This is a genomic window from Persicobacter diffluens (genome assembly GCF_036244895.1).
In the GTDB taxonomy this organism is placed as follows: domain Bacteria; phylum Bacteroidota; class Bacteroidia; order Cytophagales; family Cyclobacteriaceae; genus Persicobacter; species Persicobacter diffluens.
In genome coordinates, this window is the sequence record NZ_BQKE01000001.1 from 1,484,329 (window position 1) to 1,504,720 (window position 20,392).

At 41.7% G+C, this 20,392-nt stretch carries 18 protein-coding genes; 7 read left to right on the forward strand and 11 right to left on the reverse strand.

Going from position 1 to position 20,392, the window contains the following annotated elements; genetic code table 11:
- Positions 1 to 69 precede the first annotated feature (69 nt).
- On the forward strand, positions 70 to 540 hold the full coding sequence (locus AAA970_RS06215) for a hypothetical protein (protein ID WP_338236382.1): 471 nt from the start codon (positions 70 to 72) through the stop codon (positions 538 to 540).
- Positions 541 to 762: 222 nt separating this feature from the next.
- Here the strand turns inward: AAA970_RS06215 and AAA970_RS06220 are convergent, their stop codons facing one another.
- The 3 genes from AAA970_RS06220 to AAA970_RS06230 are packed head-to-tail and all read right to left on the reverse strand — an operon-like array spanning position 763 to position 2,696.
- Positions 763 to 1,368, reverse strand: coding sequence for a thioredoxin family protein (locus AAA970_RS06220; RefSeq protein ID WP_338236383.1), 606 nt, complete (start codon positions 1,366 to 1,368; stop codon positions 763 to 765).
- Positions 1,369 to 1,378: 10 nt separating this feature from the next.
- Positions 1,379 to 1,852, reverse strand: a complete 474-nt coding sequence (locus AAA970_RS06225) for a TlpA family protein disulfide reductase (RefSeq protein WP_338236384.1) — start codon at positions 1,850 to 1,852, stop codon at positions 1,379 to 1,381.
- 52 nt (positions 1,853 to 1,904) lie between these two features.
- Positions 1,905 to 2,696 (reverse strand): DUF92 domain-containing protein, encoded by a 792-nt coding sequence (locus tag AAA970_RS06230; RefSeq protein ID WP_338236385.1) that lies wholly within the window; start codon positions 2,694 to 2,696, stop codon positions 1,905 to 1,907.
- Positions 2,697 to 3,057: 361 nt separating this feature from the next.
- On the opposite strand from AAA970_RS06230, the gene AAA970_RS06235 reads away from it, so the two are divergent.
- Positions 3,058 to 3,486, forward strand: a complete 429-nt coding sequence (locus AAA970_RS06235) for a DUF3276 family protein (protein ID WP_338236386.1) — start codon at positions 3,058 to 3,060, stop codon at positions 3,484 to 3,486.
- A 67-nt stretch (positions 3,487 to 3,553) separates the two neighbouring features.
- Here the strand turns inward: AAA970_RS06235 and AAA970_RS06240 are convergent, their stop codons facing one another.
- Positions 3,554 to 4,384, reverse strand: a complete 831-nt coding sequence (locus AAA970_RS06240; protein WP_338236387.1) for an energy transducer TonB — start codon at positions 4,382 to 4,384, stop codon at positions 3,554 to 3,556.
- A gap of 426 nt (positions 4,385 to 4,810) precedes the next feature.
- Between AAA970_RS06240 and AAA970_RS06245 the strand changes: the two genes are divergently transcribed.
- Both AAA970_RS06245 and AAA970_RS06250 read left to right on the forward strand, forming a co-directional pair.
- Positions 4,811 to 7,120 carry a multiheme c-type cytochrome gene (locus AAA970_RS06245; protein ID WP_338236388.1) on the forward strand — a complete coding sequence of 770 codons (2,310 nt, stop codon included), beginning with the start codon at positions 4,811 to 4,813 and terminating at the stop codon, positions 7,118 to 7,120.
- 437 nt (positions 7,121 to 7,557) lie between these two features.
- The gene (locus tag AAA970_RS06250) at positions 7,558 to 8,373 is read left to right on the forward strand and encodes an alpha/beta fold hydrolase (protein ID WP_338236389.1); all 816 of its coding nucleotides are present in this window, start codon (positions 7,558 to 7,560) and stop codon (positions 8,371 to 8,373) included.
- Between the two features lie 333 nt (positions 8,374 to 8,706).
- Here AAA970_RS06250 and AAA970_RS06255 read toward each other — a convergent pair whose 3' ends face one another.
- From AAA970_RS06255 to AAA970_RS06275, 5 genes are all read right to left on the reverse strand, one after another.
- Positions 8,707 to 9,168 carry a hypothetical protein gene (locus AAA970_RS06255; protein WP_338236390.1) on the reverse strand — a complete coding sequence of 154 codons (462 nt, stop codon included), beginning with the start codon at positions 9,166 to 9,168 and terminating at the stop codon, positions 8,707 to 8,709.
- Between the two features lie 6 nt (positions 9,169 to 9,174).
- Complete coding sequence (locus AAA970_RS06260; protein WP_338236391.1) at positions 9,175 to 10,602, reverse strand: tetratricopeptide repeat protein; 1,428 nt, start codon at positions 10,600 to 10,602, stop codon at positions 9,175 to 9,177.
- 206 nt (positions 10,603 to 10,808) lie between these two features.
- A complete protein-coding gene (locus AAA970_RS06265; RefSeq protein WP_053404596.1) occupies positions 10,809 to 11,606 on the reverse strand; it encodes a zinc ribbon domain-containing protein in 798 nt (265 codons plus the stop codon).
- Between the two features lie 6 nt (positions 11,607 to 11,612).
- On the reverse strand, positions 11,613 to 12,713 hold the full coding sequence (locus AAA970_RS06270) for a Nif3-like dinuclear metal center hexameric protein (RefSeq protein WP_338236392.1): 1,101 nt from the start codon (positions 12,711 to 12,713) through the stop codon (positions 11,613 to 11,615).
- Positions 12,714 to 12,897: 184 nt separating this feature from the next.
- Complete coding sequence (locus tag AAA970_RS06275; RefSeq protein ID WP_338236393.1) at positions 12,898 to 13,200, reverse strand: hypothetical protein; 303 nt, start codon at positions 13,198 to 13,200, stop codon at positions 12,898 to 12,900.
- Between the two features lie 207 nt (positions 13,201 to 13,407).
- Between AAA970_RS06275 and lpxK the strand changes: the two genes are divergently transcribed.
- Positions 13,408 to 14,439, forward strand: coding sequence for a tetraacyldisaccharide 4'-kinase (gene lpxK, locus AAA970_RS06280; protein WP_338236394.1), 1,032 nt, complete (start codon positions 13,408 to 13,410; stop codon positions 14,437 to 14,439).
- Positions 14,429 to 16,330: a putative porin gene (locus AAA970_RS06285; RefSeq protein ID WP_338236395.1), complete on the forward strand. Its 1,902-nt coding sequence runs from the start codon at positions 14,429 to 14,431 to the stop codon at positions 16,328 to 16,330. The genes lpxK and AAA970_RS06285 overlap by 11 nt, the downstream gene beginning before the upstream one ends.
- A gap of 263 nt (positions 16,331 to 16,593) precedes the next feature.
- Here AAA970_RS06285 and AAA970_RS06290 read toward each other — a convergent pair whose 3' ends face one another.
- Positions 16,594 to 17,544, reverse strand: a complete 951-nt coding sequence (locus AAA970_RS06290; protein WP_338236396.1) for a D-2-hydroxyacid dehydrogenase — start codon at positions 17,542 to 17,544, stop codon at positions 16,594 to 16,596.
- Between the two features lie 342 nt (positions 17,545 to 17,886).
- Between AAA970_RS06290 and AAA970_RS06295 the strand changes: the two genes are divergently transcribed.
- Complete coding sequence (locus AAA970_RS06295) at positions 17,887 to 19,485, forward strand: sensor histidine kinase (protein ID WP_338236397.1); 1,599 nt, start codon at positions 17,887 to 17,889, stop codon at positions 19,483 to 19,485.
- Here AAA970_RS06295 and AAA970_RS06300 read toward each other — a convergent pair whose 3' ends face one another.
- Positions 19,486 to 20,052: a class I SAM-dependent methyltransferase gene (locus AAA970_RS06300; protein WP_338236398.1), complete on the reverse strand. Its 567-nt coding sequence runs from the start codon at positions 20,050 to 20,052 to the stop codon at positions 19,486 to 19,488. It lies immediately after the preceding gene.
- Positions 20,053 to 20,392: the final 340 nt, after the last annotated feature.

Consider the following 20,392-nt stretch of genomic DNA (forward strand, 5'->3'; position numbering starts at 1 on the left):
CTATTTAACGTTATGAAATATATACATATGAATAAATTGGTATAATTTCTCACTTTAAACTCCACCGTTATGCAACGTCACGTGATTTTTCTTACAAACGGCATGTTTTCTACCACCACGCGGTTTGGATTGATCTTTATTGTTGGATTATTTCTGGTTCTGACCGGTGCGTTTAACCTCAGTTTTTTTGGTGGTTTAGACGGCTTATATATTGTTCTGAATATTATTGCCCTAGTCGCAGGGGCTATTTTATTAATTGACGCCTGGTTACTCCGACCCGGATCCGATTCTATGCCTCGGGTAGAGGTGGATGATCACCACATTTTGGTGGTCAATGATGAATTGGTAGGAAAAGAGGAATTATGGCCGGATGAAATTGCCTCCATTCAATTAGCGGCCTATGAGATTATTGTGGATTATAAAGAAAAAGAGCGATTAATCATTTCGATCAACACGGAGGATGTTGATACTTCCAAAGACGTCAAAATGGCCGTGAAAGAATTCTGTGAAGTTCACAATATTCCACTTAGTGGCGGCTGATAAACAATAGCGTATTAAATAAAAAACAAAGCCATCGATTGATATCGATGGCTTTTCCTTTAACACCTTTTTCGAACGGAAAATCAGCAAACTAGAGTTGTTCAGTCTCTAGCTTTCAACAAGAGTAAATTTAGAAGCTTTTTCTTTATTATGAAAAAAGCGGGTCATTTTTTTTAATAAATTTTAAAAACTCAAGCCTAAATCACGCTTTCTTTTGCGAATTTATTTGGTCTCATGCCATTTAATCGTACAGCCAATTGCTTTGGAGCTGGTTTTAGTGATCGCTTTCCCTGCTATTAAGGCTTCCAGCGCATCAGCTAAGTATAATTTGTCGGCCTGAGTGGCATTTTTGGCGTTATTATCAATTGCTCCGATATATTTTACTACATAATCTGTTCCCTCTTTTTGTAGTAAATAGACATGCGGTGTTCGGGTGGCGCCATATGTTTTGGCCATTTTTGAATCCTTATCAACTAAATAGGGAAAAGTGAAGCCCTTTTCTTTGGACCGCTGAATCATTTCCTGATATCCATCGGCCGGTTCAATTTTCGGGTCATTAGGATTTAGCGCCACCACGGGATAGCCAATGCCTTTATATTTTTTATCTAAGGCGATGATGCGGTCCTCATATAATTTTGCGTAAGGGCAATGGTTACAGGTGAAAATAACGATAGCGCCTTTATTGTCCGAAAGGTCAGCTAATGACATCATTTTACCATCAATATTTTTAAGGCTAAAGTCGGAAGCCTTATCGCCAATTTCATAACCTTCCGCCATTCCGATAAAGGGTAAAAGCGCAAGCAGTAATACTAAAATGGAATTTTTCATGATTAAAATTTTATGGTTGGTCAATGATTGAAAGAATTTCCTGTTCCGTCATTTTGCCTTCGTGAAAAGTGATTTTACCCTTTGGGCTGATAAACAAGGTGGCCGGAATGGCACCGGACCACTGTTCATTAACCTTTGTAATGATCGGGTCAAGGTCAGTTTCATCCAATAGGTATAAACTGGATTTCAGGGCTTTCTTTTGGGCAAAGTTTTTGACTTTTTTGTCCAGTTCTTCAATGAAGTCCATACTGACCAGATGCACTTCCACCTGCTCCATTTTGTTCACGGATTCAAAGGCAGGTAATTCTTCTATGCAGGGTCTGCACCAGGTCGCCCAAAAGTTGATGATTTTGGTCTTTCCCTCAGGGGATGATTCCGCTAACTGATAAAGTTGTTCTTTTTTAATCACCTGAATGTCCTGAGCCTGAAGCTGGACAATGGATGTCGTAAAAGAAAGCAGGAGTAGAAATAATAATCTTTTCATGTGTTTTGGGGGATAATTTCAAAAATTGCTGTCAATGGAAAGGTCAGTTGCCTTACCATTGTAAAAATATAAAATATAATGAAATGGGAATTACCGCGCTAAGAAGGTTGACCAGATCATTATCCATCCATGAAAAACCTGCGCTTAAAATGGTGGCTTGTCCATGACAAAAAGTTTTTTCCGTAATATGCCCTTTCGGGCAGTGGTACTTAGCTTGAAAGGTGTCTCCTAAAACGCTATCAATGAGACTGCCTAAAAAGCTAATCAATATGACAGTGAATAGGAGGTGGGTGCTCCCTATGCAGATGAAATACAGTAATCCCATTAAACAAGCCCCTAGCAGCGCGCCCCAGATTCCAGCCAGGCTGACGCCACCGGATAAGCCCTGGGGAATCGGCTTGCCACTCAACAGGTGGAACGTTCTCCTTTTTTTCAGGGTACCTATTTCCGTGGCCATGGTATCGGACAAATGGATGCCAATAGCGGAGAAATAGGCCGGCCATATTTTTTCAATAGGAAGGAAGTAAACCAACGCAAGACAAAGCGTGGGAATCAATGCATTGGCGATTACCTGTATGCCTTTTCGTGGTCCGGATCTCGCATTGAACCGTTCAGAATCCGGATTGAGTTTCATTTTAATTTTACTCAAAATACTTCCAAGGAAAAAAAAGAGAAGCATGGGGACGTCTGCCTGCCAGCCTCCCCAAAAATGGATCAGACCACCAAAAAGGATCATCACAGCTAAAGCGGAGAGGTCAATGCTTTTTTTGGAAAGGGCATAGGTGCCTATTCCCAAGGAAAAGGGAAGGCCGAGCCAGGGGTATAATGAAGAAAACAGTTCCAACTCAGGTCATTTTTTAATTTTTCCCTACTTCTAAAATAACAGTTTTGCAGGGATAAATAAGTTTTTGGGGCAATATATAATGTTTAAGGATTTGGTCAATATAGAAGCACGCTTGAATTTGTTTGCTGCCTGAGCGGTAAAAATAGGATGCGTGAGGCTTATTTAATGCAATCTTGGCCCAGAAATCAAATGCCTGTCGGGATTTATAGTCCGGGTAATTTGTCCTGTTTCATTTCAAGGGGCGAAAATGACCAATTTCTCAAGGAAAATTGTGTGCTGAAATTACACCCTTAACCGACAGGGAGTAAGGAACAAGCGGTGGGGAAATTGCTTTTGCTAGTAAAATTAATTGAAAAAACATATGGCAACTCAATTAGAAAAATTGAAAGTAGGGAAGAGCATTTATTTTTTCGATGTATCAGAAACTAAAACAGGGTCGATGGTGCTCAATATTGTAGAGTCCAGAAGAAATGGAGAAAAATTTGACAGGACGAAACTGACTTTGTTTGATGAGGACATCATCAAATTTGCGCAGTCCATGGTAGCGGTGGTGGGCAAATTGGACCCCATAGGCAGGAATCTTCGGGAAGAGGAGGACAGGGTACATGCTATTCGTGATAAATATCCGAATGCATTTAAGGTTTGGTCACAAAAAGATGATTTAGATCTTACGGCCATGTTTATGGATCAACTAAGTATTGAGCAAATTTCTGAACGCTTGGGCAGAGCTCCTAAAGCAATATCCATTCGGATGGAAAAGCTGGAGTTGCATCAAAATTTATTAGAATAGGGTGGTTAGTTCTTTCTTTACGGAGAGGGTTAATGGGTAAAGGGGAGCAGCAATGCTCCCCTTTTTTTTAGGCGATTTTAAAAACAATAGGCAGTACCATCCTCACCCGTACCGGGACACCTCTTTGTTTTCCAGGATCCCACTTAGGGGATGCGGAGATGACTCTTTTGGCTTCCTCATCACAGCCTCCTCCTATACCTTTCACCACTTCTACTTGCGTAATGGAGCCATCTTTTTCTACCACAAACTGAACAAATACGCGTCCCGAAATGCCCATTCTACGAGCTTGCGCAGGGTACTTTATCGCCTTCGAAACATATTGATAGAATTCCCCTACTCCTCCGGGGAAATCGGGTTTTTCTTCCACGATAGTGAATATCTCTTCTATTACTTCTTCTTCAGGAGCTTCTTCAAAAACCACTTCCGAAATTTTCTGATCGGGTATTTGAGTGGTTTCGGAGAAATCAATATCCAAATCAACATCCACAACTTCTTGCAGAACAACATCATCAGGGATCTCAATGATGTTGACATTAGCACTAAGTTTAGGCTTTGGAGGCGGAGCCTGCTGGCTTAAAGGAATTTCTTCTACCTCAAAATAGGCAGTCTCCGTGATGACTTCTTCCTGCATAATATTTTGAACGGGGGTTTGGTATTCAAAAACCAAAACGACCAATAGCAGGCTGATGACCAGGCCGATACTAAAATATAGGGGGAGCGCATTGGCTTCTTTGCCTTCCTTGTCTTTTTTGAACTGCATCCACTCTGCAACTCCTTCTTTTATTTTTCGTTTCCGAACAATTTTATCTAATTGATTGGATGCCTTTTCGGGCTCCTCATGATAGTGTTTTGGAGGTTGGTAGAAATGAGGAAAGGGGTTGTGGGCAATAGTTTTCATAGTTGTGGGCATTAAATGAAAAATATATATATAAGCACTCTTGCGAGTGTTAGAGCCTCAACTATGAATAAAATTTTCAGCTAATATTCTACTTTTATATACGTAAAATGTAAGCCGGTAGGATAAGGTAATTTAAAAAATCGGGAATTTTCTTTATAGGCTTTTTCTAAGTTGATCAGGGTCATGAAAATTCCTGTTTTTTTGTCGGTTATTATGATTTGTTCTTAGGTTTGTGAAGGTATTTTAGGTAAAATGCCCAGTTTCAGGAGATTGAAGAATATATTGGGTTCCAGGTAAAGAGACGGGATAGAGGAGGAGTTGAATTCATCTGGGGCTTTTATTTTTCCGTCATAATTTTAATTTTTCCGGGAATCACAGGCTTTGCATTCTGATATTGTCTAAATTGCAGCGAAATTATTTTTACATATGAAAGGGAGGATATTTTTATTAGGAGGCGGGCTTTTGCTTTGGTTAGGAATTATTGCTTGGAGTTGTAGCGATAAGGATCGGGCAGAGGAGTCGAAATCAGCAGCTGATTTGGTTGTGGAGCGCATTAAAAGTGTGGAGGCAGAATATGTCGGGACGGAAAAGTGTCAATCCTGCCATGAGGAGGAGTATGGGGAGTGGAAAAACTCAGATCATGATTGGGCCATGCAAATAGCGATGGACACTACTGTGCTGGGTGATTTTAATGATACAAAAGTAACGCTGAATGGCATTACTTCCCACTTTTTTAAGCGGGATGGAAAGTATTTCATCAATACCGAAGGCAAGGATGGAAACTACCATGATTTTGAAGTGAAGTATACTTTTGGTTATTATCCACTTCAAAACTATATGACTGAAAATGAGGATGGCCGTATTCAGGTGCACCGGGTGACCTGGGATTCTGAAAAAAATCGTTGGTTCAATCAGCATGATGAGCTGGATATGCATCATGGGGAATGGCTGAACTGGACCGGGGCTGCCGGAACATGGAATACCATGTGCGCTGACTGTCACTCTACGGATTTAAAGAAAAATTACGACCCGGAGTCGGATACTTTCAATACCACTTTCAGAGAGATTAACGTAGGCTGTGAGGCTTGTCATGGAGAAGGGAGTCATCACGTAGAGTGGGTGGAGTCGGAAGATTACGACGAGGATAAAAATATGGAGGTCAAAAGCTTTATGAGGATGACCGCTTATCTGGACAATAAGCAGCTGGTGAGAGAGTGTGCGCCCTGTCATAGCCGCCGAATGAATATCGAGATTGATGATCAGTTTGAGGGTGAATTCATGGACCACTTTGTGCCGGAAATTTTACGAGATGGCATGTATCATGGTGATGGTTCCATTCAGGATGAGGTTTATGTATACGGCTCTTTTGTGCAATCTAAAATGTATGAGCATGGTGTGAAATGTACGGATTGCCATAATCCACATACTTCCCGCATAAAAGGAGCAAAGTCTCATGATAAGGGGCAGTGGGTTTATGATAATACCGTTTGTACCAACTGTCACCTGAAAGGGCATGAGGCGGAAATTTATGATACGCCAAAGCACCATTTCCACGAGCAGGATACCGAAGCGAGTCAGTGTATCTCCTGTCACTTTGTAGGAGAATATTATATGGGGAATGATTATCGACCAGATCATGCTTTTCGGGTACCGCGTCCTGACCAATCAGTGGAATATGGCATTAAGAATGCTTGTAACCGTTGCCATGAAGATCAGTCGGCGCAGTGGGCGGCAGATGCAGTGGTAGAGTGGTATGGCCCTGACCGTGATATCAATTATACGGATGCTTTGTTGAAAGGACGTGAGCGCGATCCGGCGAATGTGAAGGAGATTGCCAAATTCGTGAGAGATGTTAGTCAGCCGGAGATTGCACGTGCCACAGCAGTGCATTATCTATCTCAAACCAATGATCCTTCGGTAGTCAATCCGATTGTTTTGGCCCTGAATGACCCGGAACCTTTGGTAAGGTATCGGGCGGTGGAGGCCATTTCCACCTGGTCGGATGAGGAGCGTGTCACCTATTTGGTGCCAAGATTGAAAGATGAGATTAAATCTGTGCGCGTAGCGGCAGTAAGAACATTGGTAGGTCCAATTGCTCAGCAGGTTCCGGCTGAATATAAAGGAGCCTATGAGCAGGCCATGACCGAGTATATGAAATCTTTGGCCATTAATGCTGACTTCCGAAACGGAAATTTCTCTTACGGCCAGTATTATGAGCGAATGGGAGATGATTTGGCGGCAGAAAAATATTATATACGAACAATTGGCATGGACTCCCTTTTCAATGCGGCACGTGTTCAATTGGCCAATTTGTATAATCGTAAAGGAGAAAATGATAAAGCCCTGGAACGCCTAGAAGAAGTGATTGAAATTGAGCCTGCTTATGGAGGCGCTTACTATTCTATCGGATTGATAAAGGCGGAAGAACAGGATTTTGCTGCTGCGGAAAAATACCTTGGGTTAGGAGTGGAAAAAGGCAATGATCACCCCCGAGCTTATTATAACTGGGCTTTGGCGGCACAGCAAAATAAGGATTTAAAAAAGGCGGAGAAGGTGTATAAGATGGGAATAGACCGCTATGGCAATGCCTTGGACCTTCGCAATGCATATGCGATTATGTTGATTCAAAATCAACGATTTAAAGAGGCCTTGGTGCAAATTGATGCCATGGATAAAATCTCTCCAAATAATCCTCAGATCCAGCAAATGAAGCAACAGGTGATGCAAATGATGTAAGTCTGTAAAATCTAAAATGATTTTGAAAGCCTTTTGGTGTTTTGCCGAAAGGCTTTTTTATGGGCTAATTTTCGGGTTAAGCCGGTGTATTCATGTTTCAAAGCTCATTTTACACCAAAGCGGGAAAATGAAGGAATAGTTTCCTATTTCGAGTTTTTCCCAACGAAGCAGATAAATGAGGAGAAAGCAAGCCTACCCCTATTTGAGCTATTGATAATTCGACAAAGCTAACCAAAAGAACCTGAATGCTAGACATTTACATTAACTCACTAAGTCTAGTGGTGAATAATTCGTGTTAAATCTGACGGCACATGATTCAGGTTAAAGTACCCAAATTGAAATGGCCAGGATTTGTTTTTTAGGAATAATGCAAATGCGGATAGTTGGATGCATACTTGTTTTTCTATAACTTATTTGTAATCAAACAAGGCCTTTGTATGCATCTCAACATCAACGACACCAACTACTTCTTGGATAGTACTGCCGAAAGGAAAGAAACCATTGTTTTTTCTCATGGATTTTTATTGGATCATAGCCTCTTTGATGGTCTTCGAGAGGCACTGCGAGGGGAGTTTTGTTGTGTGGCTTTTGATCATAAAGGGCATGGGAGAACGGCCCCGAATGAAACGGATTATGCGTTGGATCAATTGGTGCGGGATACGATAAGCTTAATTGAAAGTTTGGAGGAAGCAGCCGTCCATTTTGTTGGAATGTCCACTGGCGGTTTTATCGGGATGCGGATCGCCCTACAGAGGCCGGATTTGTTAAAGTCCCTGGTGTTACTGGATACCTCAGCGGAAGAGGAGCCTGCATGGGCCAAAATTAAATATCATGGTCTCATTAAAATGCACCGACTGCTGGGTTGGCAACCACTTATTGGGACTATTATGAATTTGATGTTTTCAAAAGCTTATCTAAAAAGTGCAACCAATCAGGAAAGTGTATACTATTGGAAAAAAGTGATTATGGGGAATCCCCATCATACCATTCGTTATTTCGGTGAGGCCATTCTTGCACGGGATAATGTCCTGTCTGAATTGTCTGGCCTGACATTGCCTCTTTGTATTGTTGTGGGGAAGGAGGATGTGGCTACTCCGGTGGAATATTCCCGAAGAATGGCAGATCGTTTGCCTCATGCCTCTTATCATGAGTTAGCAGGATGCGGGCATATGGCCGTCGTGGAGGCGGTAACAGAAGTGTCCGATTTGCTGAGGGTCTTTTATCGGAATCATGGTTTTCCGGCTGCGCCATGAAGGTTGACTCCGATTATTTATGCTTAAATCCTCGTTTAGCAGCACGGTAATGAAGGTAATATGCCCTATATCGATTTTGCCCCACAAAGCAGCTGATAGCGGTGAAAGCATGCCCACTTAAATGTGGGTTGTAAAGAATGTATCAAAGTCGCTTCGCTTCCAATAATTCGGAATGCAGTCGGATAATGAGGTTCTAAATTTGTTCGCCGCGATGCGCAATTCGAGATCAGCCTGAAGGCTAAAAGCAGGGGTAAGGAATTTTTTTTCCTTTCCCCCGAATTTCGGGAAAGGCTTTCCTGAAATCTGAAATTAATTGGAATAGGTTTGATGGTCTCAGAATTTTTTATTGCATTCTACCCATTCCATCTCTTCCTCCTGGTATTCACTAACGATCTCGTAGCCCAGATGCTGAAAAAAGTTGATGCTGTAATCCAAAGCTTTGGGAAGGCGAATATAGAACTGATCAATGTTTTCCAGTCTTTGATTTTCTAAATGTTCCAAAAAGAAAGCGCCATAGGCTTGTTGTTGCTTTTCCGGTTCCATCATGATCATCTTGATTTCTTCTTCCTCAACAATGGCAAAAGCAGAGATGCTTTCATCAATCAGCATGAGGTAAGTGTTTGCCAGTTGTTCCAGGAGGAAGTCAAGTAGCTCCTCTTCATTTTCCTGCGATTTAGCAAAATCTTCCCCTAACACCGGTTTGAAATTATGGTGGATGCAACGCTGGTAGATGTCGATGATGGCGTCCAGGTCATTGTTGCTGGCTTTTTTAAAGTCTATTAAGGGTACAAACATATGTTTTTATTGTGGTGGTATTTGATTAATACGGGCAGTGGGAACATTATGATCATTTAACAAGGTCAGTCCGGCTTTTGCTTTTTGATCAAGACTTTTCTTGTAAGGGTGATCGGTGTATTCCAGGCATTTTTTGAAATAAAAATGAGCTTTTTCATGATTTCCCTGACGAGCATAAATCTGAGCCATTTTCAGGCAGGCCGATGGGGCGTAGTATTCTTCCTGATTGGTTTGGTGAGCAATGGTTCGTTCATAAAAAGACAAAGCCGGCAACCAGCGTTCTTCCGCTTCCATTAACATGCCCTTCCGGTAAAAATAGAGAAGTTGATTTTTTGTTGAAAGCTCCTCAAAGGTAATAACCTCGAAAGTTTTGGCGGCCAATGCCGTATATCCCCCATCCAAATGAAAGCGGATTTGTTGTAATCTGGGGTCATCATGGAGTCCTATTGTCGCCATTTTATGGGCATACCGATCGGCATAGGTTTGATTGTTGCAAATCGGTATATTGTTCAAGGCCTGTTGAGCAGCGATTTGTTTTCCCAATATTTGCCAACAAACAGCCGTTTTGAAATAGGCATCTGCCTTAAAATCCTGACCCTTTCCCTGATTGAAAAGTGAAAAATAATGAATCGCTTCCCTGAGTTGCCCTGCCCGTAAATGGAGATCTCCTAGGTGATAATCTAAAATCCTGAAATCCGGTAATTGGTCTTTAAGGCGAATGAATTTCGCCATTGCCTTCGGGCTTTGCCGGTCCTTCTTCAGCATCAGCGCCTGAAAATATTGGTGCAAAAGATCATTACCGGCCAGTGAATTTAGCGCCTTTGGGGTGTCATTGGCCAAAAAGTGCCACAATAAGCTTTCTAATAATGCTGCCTCATAGCCGAAATCCGTATTTTGGGCGAGCCTCAACTGCTTCATCCCGTTTTCAAAGCTTCCCTTTTGAATGCCGAACCATTTGGCGGTGCGGATATACTTTTTGGGAATCATACTACAGGAAGCTTCGGTGATGCCGGTTATTTTCCTCAGGGGCGTATATTCCGGATATTGCGCTTGAAGCTGTTGTTGTTTTTTTAAAACTTTATACAATTGCCATCCTCCGGCCCATTCCTGATTGAATTTCAATTTCAATAGGCCGAAATGTAACTTTATTTCCTGTTGATAGTGAGAGCGCTGAGGTTCCGGTAGTCCGGCTAATTGTTGAAGCCACTTTTTTTCCAAATGTGCGTCATCGCTGAAAGCCCTGGCTTGATCTTCCATTAAGAGTTTGAAAACCAATGCCAGCGATTGATAGTACTCTCTTGGACCATGCGCTTGTTTTTGAGCCCAGTTGTCCAGGCTGTCCAGTTGAAAATTCCCCAAATAGTCATATGGCTGCTGCGCAATAAGGGTATTGCTGAGCATCATCAGACAAAAGAACAGGGGGAAGGCTTTCATGTTGGTTGCAATGTTTCCGTGAAGATAAGCATTTAGCTTCGCTTATCACAAATTTTGGAAGCCCCTGTGATGAACAGCTTTTCCAGCTGGAATGGAAAGGGGAGGTATGCTTCTTTTGCCTATGGAAGGTATATTTCGGTTTTCGGATAATAAAAAAACCCTTGCCGTAAAAGACAAGGGTTTGTGTATTTTTCGAATTTCGGCAATTATGCTTCTTTCTTAGTTCGTCTTGTAGTTGCTCTGCGTGTAGTACGTTTTGGCTTTTCTTCCTCTACTACCGGAATGTCAGTTACGGACGCCAAAATACGACCACAGTGCTCACATACGATAATTTTCTTACGATCACGGATATCCGCCTGACGCTGTGGAGGTACCACTGCGAAACAACCACCACAAGCATCACGCTCAACAGATACTACTGCCAAGCCGTTGCGAGCATTGGTACGGATACGGTCATAAGACTTTGCCAAGCGATCCTCTACTTCTGCGAAAGCCGCATCACGCTCTTTACCCAGGCGCTCTTGCTCCTCCTTGGATTCTGCTAAAATTTCTTCCAGCTCTTTCTTTTTTGAATCCAAATCCTTCTGACGCTCCACCTTTTGTCCGTCCGTCTCACCGATACGCTCTTTCATCGCATCAATTTGCTGGTTAGCTTCACGGGTTCTTTTTTCGGAAATCTGGATTTCCAGCTCCTGTAGTTCGATTTCTTTGGTAATAGCGTCGTACTCACGGTTGTTGCGAACATTCATCTGCTGATCTTTGTACTTCAAGATCAATGCTTCCGAATCCTTAATCGCCTGACGATATCCACTGATTTGTGCTTCCGCTTCTTCAATGTCCGCCTGCAATTTATTTGCTCGAGTTTCGTATCCAACTATTTCGTCCTCAAGATCAGCTACTTCCTCAGGCAATGCACCCAAGATTTTCTTGATTTCGTCAATTTTAGAATCAATATTCTGAAGGTGGATAAGCCCCTCTAATTTTTGTGCTACCGTTTTTTCCATGAAATTTTATATATAGCTAACAGGATTTGTGTTTACCTGAGATACATGAACTGCAATATTAAGAAAATTTTTACTTAAAATCTCAACAAAGATTTCTTTTGTGTGCACCTCACTTTCATAATGTCCAATATCAGCGATTGTAATTCGGTTTTCCGCATCAAAAAATTCATGATATTTAAAATCAGCGGTAATGTATAAGTCTGCGCCTGCACCGATGGCCGATCTTAATAAAAAGCTTCCGGAACCACCACAAACGGCTACCTTCTTTACAGGACGATCTAAAAGGGCAGTATGTTTTATTACACCCAGACGGAAGTCAGTTTTCATTTTTTTAAGAAAATCTATCATCGGCATTGGCTTTGGCAGAGTGCCCACCATGCCTGAGCCTGTTTCCTGATTGGTATTTTCCAGTGCATGAAGATAATAGGCCACTTCCTCATAAGGGTGCGCATTTTTTAGAGCAGCGATGACCACTCCTTTTCTATGCGCATCAAAAATGACCTCTACCCGCACTTCTTTCACCTTTTCGATTTCCCCTCCGGCTTCGCCAATGGTGGGGTTCGCATTTTCGGAAGGCTGGAAATAACCATCCCCCAGTATCCGGAAACTACAATTTTTGTATTCGCCAATCTGGCCAGCGCCTGCCTGATGCATCGCCTCGGTCACCTCTTCTTCCTGCTCTTCCGGAATAAAGGTGGTAAGCTTTAAGAGATTGCGAGATTTTGGTGATAGAATTTTTAGGTTTTCCAATCCAAGCTTTTCGGCAAAAACTTTATTTACGCCTGCTTTTACATTATCCAGATTGGTATGGGCTGCATAAATGGCAATGTCATTTTTAATGGCCTTTATCACCGTTCTTTGGATGTAATTACTCCCTGTTAGGCGCTTCAGCCCTCCGAAAATGATCGGGTGATGGGCTACAATTAAGTTGCAATTTTTTTCAATGGCTTCCGCCACCACATCTTCCGTACTGTCCAGGCATATTAATACGCCGGTTACCTCTTGTTTTTGGTCACCCACTAATAAACCCGCATTGTCATATGACTCCTGCAGGGCAGGTGGGGCAAATTGTTCAATGGCGCGAATGATGTCTGAGATCTTTGGCATTTTTCTAGGGGATAGCATAACAAGCAATAAATATAAATGCGCCCTTTTGGGCCTGTCTGGCAAGTTATCAATACAGAGGAGGAAAAGAAAATAAATCAAAAAAATATGCCGGAATAAAAAAGGAAATGCGATCAGGCATTTCCTTGAAAAATAAATATTGTTCGTTGGGCAAATCAATGCCGCATTATTGCTTCCAGCTTTTTAAAATCTGACAGGCCTTTAAGTTGCCCATCTTTTCTGCTTTTTTTAAAGACTTTTCAGCTGATTTCTTTTTCCCTAAATACCAGTAACTAAGTCCTTCAAGCAGTTGCGCTTCATCATTATCTCCTTCAGAAAGTGCCTGCTGGCTTAATTGTAGACAATCTTCATATTGTTGCTGAACAAAAGCCTGCTGGGCTTTGGAAATGGTTGCCTGTTGATCTTTCAAAGCATAAACATTCCACTGAAGCGCCATAAAAAATGCGAAAAACAAAATTACTTTTTTCATTTGGATAAGAATCGTTACGGATAGGAACAGGCAAATACTAGTCCATAAATTTGATAAAGCGGTGAAATTAGCGCTTTTAGGCAGGCAAAAAAAGATCCTCATGAAAAAATTATAAGCGATCTTTTAAATATGCCCGCTGCTTTATTTATCAACAATGCTGGATGCGCAGGCAAAAATCAGTAATTTTGATTTTTAATTGAGAAATAAATGAGCATTAGAAATATAGTGGGCTGGCCATTCTCTGTTTTATATGGCAGCATTACCCGACTCCGGAATCACCTTTTTGATATCGGCTATACGAAATCCTTCAATTTCGAGGTGATGACCATCAACGTGGGAAATTTATCAGTAGGAGGAACCGGCAAAAGCCCGATGATTGAATATTTGGCCCGCCTGCTGAAAAAGGATTTTCGGACTGCCACGCTAAGTAGGGGATATGGAAGAAAAACCCGTGGATTTCAATTGGCTGGCCCAAAAGATAATGCTCTTACACTGGGCGATGAGCCTTATCAGTTCTATCGGAAATTCGGCACGGAGATGATGGTGGCGGTGGGGGAAGAGCGGGCGTTGGCCATTCCTGAAATGCTTCAACATCAGGAGGATCTTGAGCTGATCCTGCTGGATGATGCTTTTCAGCATCGCTATGTGCAGGCAGATTTGAATATCATGCTCACCGAATATGATCGACCCTTCTTTCATGATTTTATTTTACCAGCCGGCAGATTAAGGGAGGCCAGAAAAGGCGCCGACCGCGCTGATATCATTGTGGTTACGAAATGCCCGGATCAGATTCAGGAAGCCAACTATCGGGCGGAAATCCAAAGATATGCTCCTGAGGCATCGGTGTTTTTTTCCAAAATTGCCTATGGTCGCCCGCAGGCACTGGAAAATGGGCAAACAGGTGCCAAGGTTTATTTATTTTCCGGAATTGCTCAGCCAGGGCCCTTTGAAGAATTTGTTGGTCAGCAATATGAAGTAATGGCACATGAGCGATTTTCGGATCATCATGCTTACACTGAGGAAGAACTCAGAAAAATAGCGGAGAATTTTAAAGCTTCTGGAGCTGATTTTATCCTGATCACTGAAAAGGATGCCGTTAAATTAGTGGTTTCAACGTTTGATTCATGGCGGAAAGATTTACCTTTGTTTTATCTTCCAATAGAAGTTGAATTTTTAAAAGATCAAATGGCTTTTGATGCTTTGATAAAAGCGGCCATTGAAAAAAAGTATGCCCAATAAAGTGAAAGTTAAATTTCTTTTAACCGCCTTATTTTTACTTACGCTGGCTCAGTTCTCTGAAGCACAGATTTTGAATGACTCCCTGGAAGTCTTGTATGGTCCCAATACCATTCGTTATCAGACCCTGGAGGAATTTCGTGAGCGTTCTTATGAATATTATCAGATAGATTCCGTTCTAGCGGGTCTCACCAAGTTTTATCCGGTAGAAAAAGAAGGCTACCAATATCAGGATCTTGGAAATCCGGGATCTGCTATGTTTTCCATTTTTCCGAAGCTCCCTGCACAGTCCGGGGTGACCACCGGTTTTTCGGCTTATGATTATTATTATAAACCTGCTTCGGAAACGCCACTTTTTCAAACTTTATCGCCCTATACCAGTGTGACCGGTATTTTCGGTGGTGGCGGTCGTGGTTTTGTTGACTTCACCTTTACCCGGAATATTTCATCCAATATTAATCTGGGTTTTGAATACAACCGACTGGTGGTAGAAAGAGCCTTTGAGCGTGTGGGGCGTGGAGATAATGGGCAGGATATTAATGATGTCCGCCTGTGGACGAATCACATTTCGGAAGATGGCAAATACCGGGGGATGACCCAATTGGTGATTTTCAGTGCCAAGGGAGCGGAGCCTGGAGGGGTAGTGCTTTCCGGGAATAATACTACCTATTTCGATTATGAACTGGCGAAAGTTCTGAGTAAAAATGCGTCTTCAAAGGATCAGCGATTCAATATTCATTCCTACCATAATTATGCTTTGGATGATAAATTTCAATTATTTTATGAATTGGATTATTTGAATCAGAATAATCGTTTTGATCATACCGATGTCAAAAATGATACGGCCTATTCCAAATCCGTGCAGGTGAATCCGGATGCTACAACTGACCATTCTGCTTTTACCTTTATTGAAAATTCCGCTGGTATTCAGGGGGAGTTAAAGGGCTTTTATTACTCTGCTTATTATAAGAACAGGATCAGCCGGTACAGTTCCTTGTATTTAGGACAAGTAGATCAAAATGTGGAGAATTTCATTGGAGGCTCTTTGAGGATGAAGTTTGACTCCTTGCATTATATTAAGATTAAGGGAGAAGTGAACGAGGCCTTTAACCATAAGCTTGAAGGTGATTATACCAATAAATTCCTGAATGTGAAATATACCAGGATGCAGTATGCTCCGGCTTATATTGAGCAGCGTTATTTCTCAAATCACGCCAACTGGACCAATAATTTCAACTCTACACAAGCCGATAATATTGAGGCAAAATTAACGCTGAGCCTGTTCAATGATCGAATATATTTTGCCCCCAAAGCCAAATTAACGAACTATGTCAACCTGATTTATTACGATTATGATAATCGGGGGAATGAGGTGGTGCCGATTAATGACGCCAGGCCTTTTGTAGGGGTGGCCAGTCCACAACAAGCTTCCGGCGCGGTACAGGTGACCTCTTTTGGTTGGGACATGAAGATTAACTTCTGGAAGCATTTCTATTTAGAAAATAGTGTGTTATTGTCGGCAAGTAGCGGAGGTGCTGCAGATGTGGTGCGGGTGCCCGCTATTTGGACGAATTCATCCTTATATTTTAACAAGGTACTGATTAAAAAGCTGGAGGTGCTTTTTGGGGTGGATATGAATTATACCACGGCCTATCAGGGAATGTTGTATGACCCCACGGTGCAGCAATTCTATTTGCAAGACGGTTATGATATTTTCGGGGCTCCCATTGTGGATGTGAACATTGAAATGAAAATTACCCGCTTCCGGTTGTTTGCCAAAATGCGAAACATTACCCAGCAGACGGGAGAAGGCTATTTTATAACACCATTTTATGCCGGCTACAACAGTACCTTTGACTTTGGGGTGGTTTGGCAGTTTTTTGATAATAAATAAAAAAAGGTCTCCGGTAATCGGGGACCTTTTTTGTTTTAGTTGAAGGTTAACCCGCTTTATTTATGCCTAAATCCTCGTTGAGCTGTAAGGCGGAAAAATTGAAGGAATTTTTCCTATTTCGAATTTATTCCAACGAAACAGATGATTGAGGAGAAAGCAAGCTTGCCCAATTTGGCCTATTATAAATCAGAGAAAACAAATTATAATAAGCTAGAAATAAACCACTTGCGATTGGTTATAAATATGGCGGTGAATAATTCGGCTTAATTCACGATATTTTGTGGCTTTCCTTCACAAAAGCCTTTGATATTGGCAAAGAGAATATGCATCAGATTTTGTCTGGCCTCTACTGCCGCCCAGGCCATATGCGGCGTGATAATACAGTTTTCCAGTTGATAAAGGGGATGATTTTCCTCAGGGGGTTCCTGACAAAGTACATCCAGCCCGGCTCCGGCAATTTCCCGATTTTTGAGCGCGATATACAGGTCATTTTCATTGATTAAAGGGCCTCTGGCGGTATTGATCAGGTAGGCACTTTTCTTCATTTTTCGAAAAGCTTCCTGATTGAACAGGCCCTCATTCTGACTGTTTAGCGGAGCATGTAAACTGATGATATCAGATTGCCGGATTAACACTTCCAGTTCCACTAAGCGCCCAATTTCAGGTGCTTGATTACTGGAACGTACCACCAATACTTCCATTCCAAAGGCATGGGCGATTTTACTGACTCTTTTGGCAATCTCCCCATATCCATACAGGCCGATTGTTTTGCCTTCCAAACCCGTAATCGCCTGATCCCAATAAGCAAAATGGCTATGCTTTGCCCATCCATTACTTTTTGTAAAATCCCCCAGAGGCCCAACCCGATTAGTGAGCGCTAATAATAAGGCAACACTATGTTGTGCTACAGCGGCCGGACCATAAGCCGGTACATTGGAAACCGTAATCCCCTTGCTTTTGGCAAATGCCAGGTCTACCATATTGACGCCCGTTGCGGTTACGGCAATATGTTCCAGCTTTGGACATTGGGCAATAGTAGATTCAAAAAAGGGTACCTTATTCGTAATGACAATATGGGCTTCCTGACATCGATCTATAATTTTATGTTCGGGGGTATTCGAAAAGTAGGCCACACTCCCCAATGCCTGAAGAGGCTCCCAGGATAATCCATCCTGATCCAAAGGGTTGCCATCTAGTATTACAATTTTTCTCATTTTGATGGTGGTTTGAATCTCTAAGATGGGAATTTATTAAAGCAGATAGCAAATAATTTGGCTTAAAAATGGGGGACAGGTTGATCCCAAGTTAAAATTTGCCGGTAATGATCCCCGCATTTTTTAACTTTTGGAATAGTAACCGTTTCGCTCTTTTGAATTGGAATAAATAATCGCTTTTTGGTAAGAAAATATCAACGTTAATCTAGTGGTTTATCAAACTTTCTGTTTTGGTACAGGTTCTATCGGTAAAATTCAGGAGGATAGTTTTTTCATGCTCCTCTTTTTGAATGATAGCGATTTAAATTATTATATTTTTCATTTTTGATTTCCTGTAATAAAATGCCAGATACTGCCACCATTAACCTATATCGATTAAGTGCCTTATTAAAAAGACTGACTTCTGCTGATTTTTTTCAGCATATCAGTTATATGCAGGCGGCAATGGAAGAGGAATATCGATATTTTATGCTTTGGAATTTAAAAACCAATTTTGTCAGTTTGGGAGCGCTGCCTCAGGAATTTCCCTCCTCTTCGGCCATGTCCACGGCCGATGGTTTATTGGATCAATTCTGTGAATCCGATAGAAAATGGTTTACCTCTGAACTATCTCAGTGGAATGGATTTGATTATCAATTCTTTCAAAGAACCCTCCGGTTGGAGCCTTCTCAGGATCGCGTGCATCCTCGTTATTTTGTTACCCGGATTCATTTTATACCGGAAGGGGAGGAATCCTGGCTGGTATTAGATTTAAAAAATCGGGAAGGGGAGTGGCAGGTGAAAAAGCAAAGGGCGAATTTTTTCACACATTGGGAAGAAGGGGTGGCCCATTTTCAGGATTTGTACCGGGAAATGAATTTAGGTTCATTTTTATTTTTTGAAAATCGGGAGGAAATCAAATATGGTTCGGGATTATTAGATTTGATTGGCTTGCAGGAAGAAATTGTGGGGAAATCAATGCTGTTCAGCTTTATTCACCCCGGGGATTTGGAGTTATTGCAGTACCAGCTGAATGCCATGAAAACGGAAGTTTTTTCCTTAATTTTAAGGTTAAGACATGCCTTGTTAGGCTATTGCTGGGTCAATATGTGGATTAGAAAAGAAGAACTGGCGGGGGAGTGGCTTTTCTTTGGTTTTATTCAAAAGGCCGATATTCTGGAAGATATTAATGATGGAAGGAGACCTGAGGCGGGCTTGGAATGGAGTTTGAAAATTGCGCGCCAGGAGTTGGTCCAAATGAAAGAAAAGTATACCACCAAGGAATTTGAATTGGATCAACTGATTTATAGAATTGCGCATAACCTCAGAGCTCCGGTCGCCTCACAGAAGGGGTTGATTAACCTATTAAAAAGAGAGACGCAGCTGACCCAAATTTCTGAATATATTTTGATGTTGGAAGAGAACTCCGAACTATTAGATCACTTTATATATCAGGTGATGCAGTATTTGAATACCACTAAAGATAGTCGGCGTTTCTTACAGCAAGTGAATTTGTATCAATTGGTATCAGATAGTCTGGACAAAATGAAAGCTTCTTTTGGGGAGGAGGTTGTTCATTTTTGTACTCACCAGGGAAATTTCCCCCTACCCACATTTTTCACCAATGAAGCTAAACTGGGGGTGGTATTAGAGCATTTAATGATGAATGCTTTTAAATTCAGCCAATTCAAGGGAAGGCTAAAACCCATTGTCGTTTATACCAGAATGAATCAGAAAGGTCTGTGGGTAATGGTGGAAGATCAGGGCGTTGGAATACATAAATCAGAATTGCCTCATATTTTTAATATGTTTCACCGCGGCATACAGGGGAAGGTTTCCAATGGATTGGGTTTATTTATTGTGAAGAACGCCATTGAAGATTTGGGTGGAAGGATTTCTGTGGAGAGTAAATTGAATGAGGGATCAAAATTTCGATTTTTCATCCCTCATTATGCTTTATAGTTATTTCTTTTTTGCCACTACTATTATAGAATCTTTTTCCTCTATTTCATCATAGCGGTAAATTTCCAGGATCTCGAATTGTTCTTCAAAAAGTATTTTCAGATCCTCGATTTCGTAATACTTAAATTTTAGCTCCATGATTTCTTCTTCATGCGCTCCCCACCAAAAAGTGTGTAAGAGTTTTCCACCCGGTTTTAGGGCTTTCCATTGCTGTTGCAGAGATTCCGCTAGTTGGTCATGTTCTAAATGATGCAACACCTTATTGGAGAATATAGCGTCATAGGATTTATCCGTTTCCAATGCAGTAGCATCCATTTGATGAACAGGCATTGCAGGAAATTTTTCTTTTAAAAGGTTCACAAAAAATGGGGAATAGTCAGAGCCTTCCACTTCATAATTGGTGGTGATCCATTCCAAATCGCGACCCGGGCCACTACCTAATTCTAAGATAGTATCTGTGGTTTTGATCCATTTGGAAAATAGCGCTTGCATCAAAGAAGGATCATATCCTTCGGTCATTTGGATGTATTGTTGCGCGGTTTTTTCGTTTTTATAAAATTCAGACATATTAATTGCTTGTTTTAGACAAAAATAGGCAAGTACCGTAGGATTTTCATTTGTTGTGCTTACAAATTATTGGTGAATTTCCGGCAAACGTATTGTTGGGCAGAGGCTGTCAGTTTGATTAATAGTTTTTGGTTGATCGCCTCTCGGGCGATTAGCCCGAAAGGGGCAGGGATGAAGCGGGCTTGTTTGAACCACAGCGGCCCAAAAGGCCGATGGGGTGAGCCGCGCGAGCCCGGTGCTGCCGTCTAAGCGGCAGCAGTCCCCCAAAAAAGAAATCGTAACTATTTTAAGGGGGAGGGAAAAGGGGTTTGTGGGGATATTATTCAGGTGGGAGCAGAGG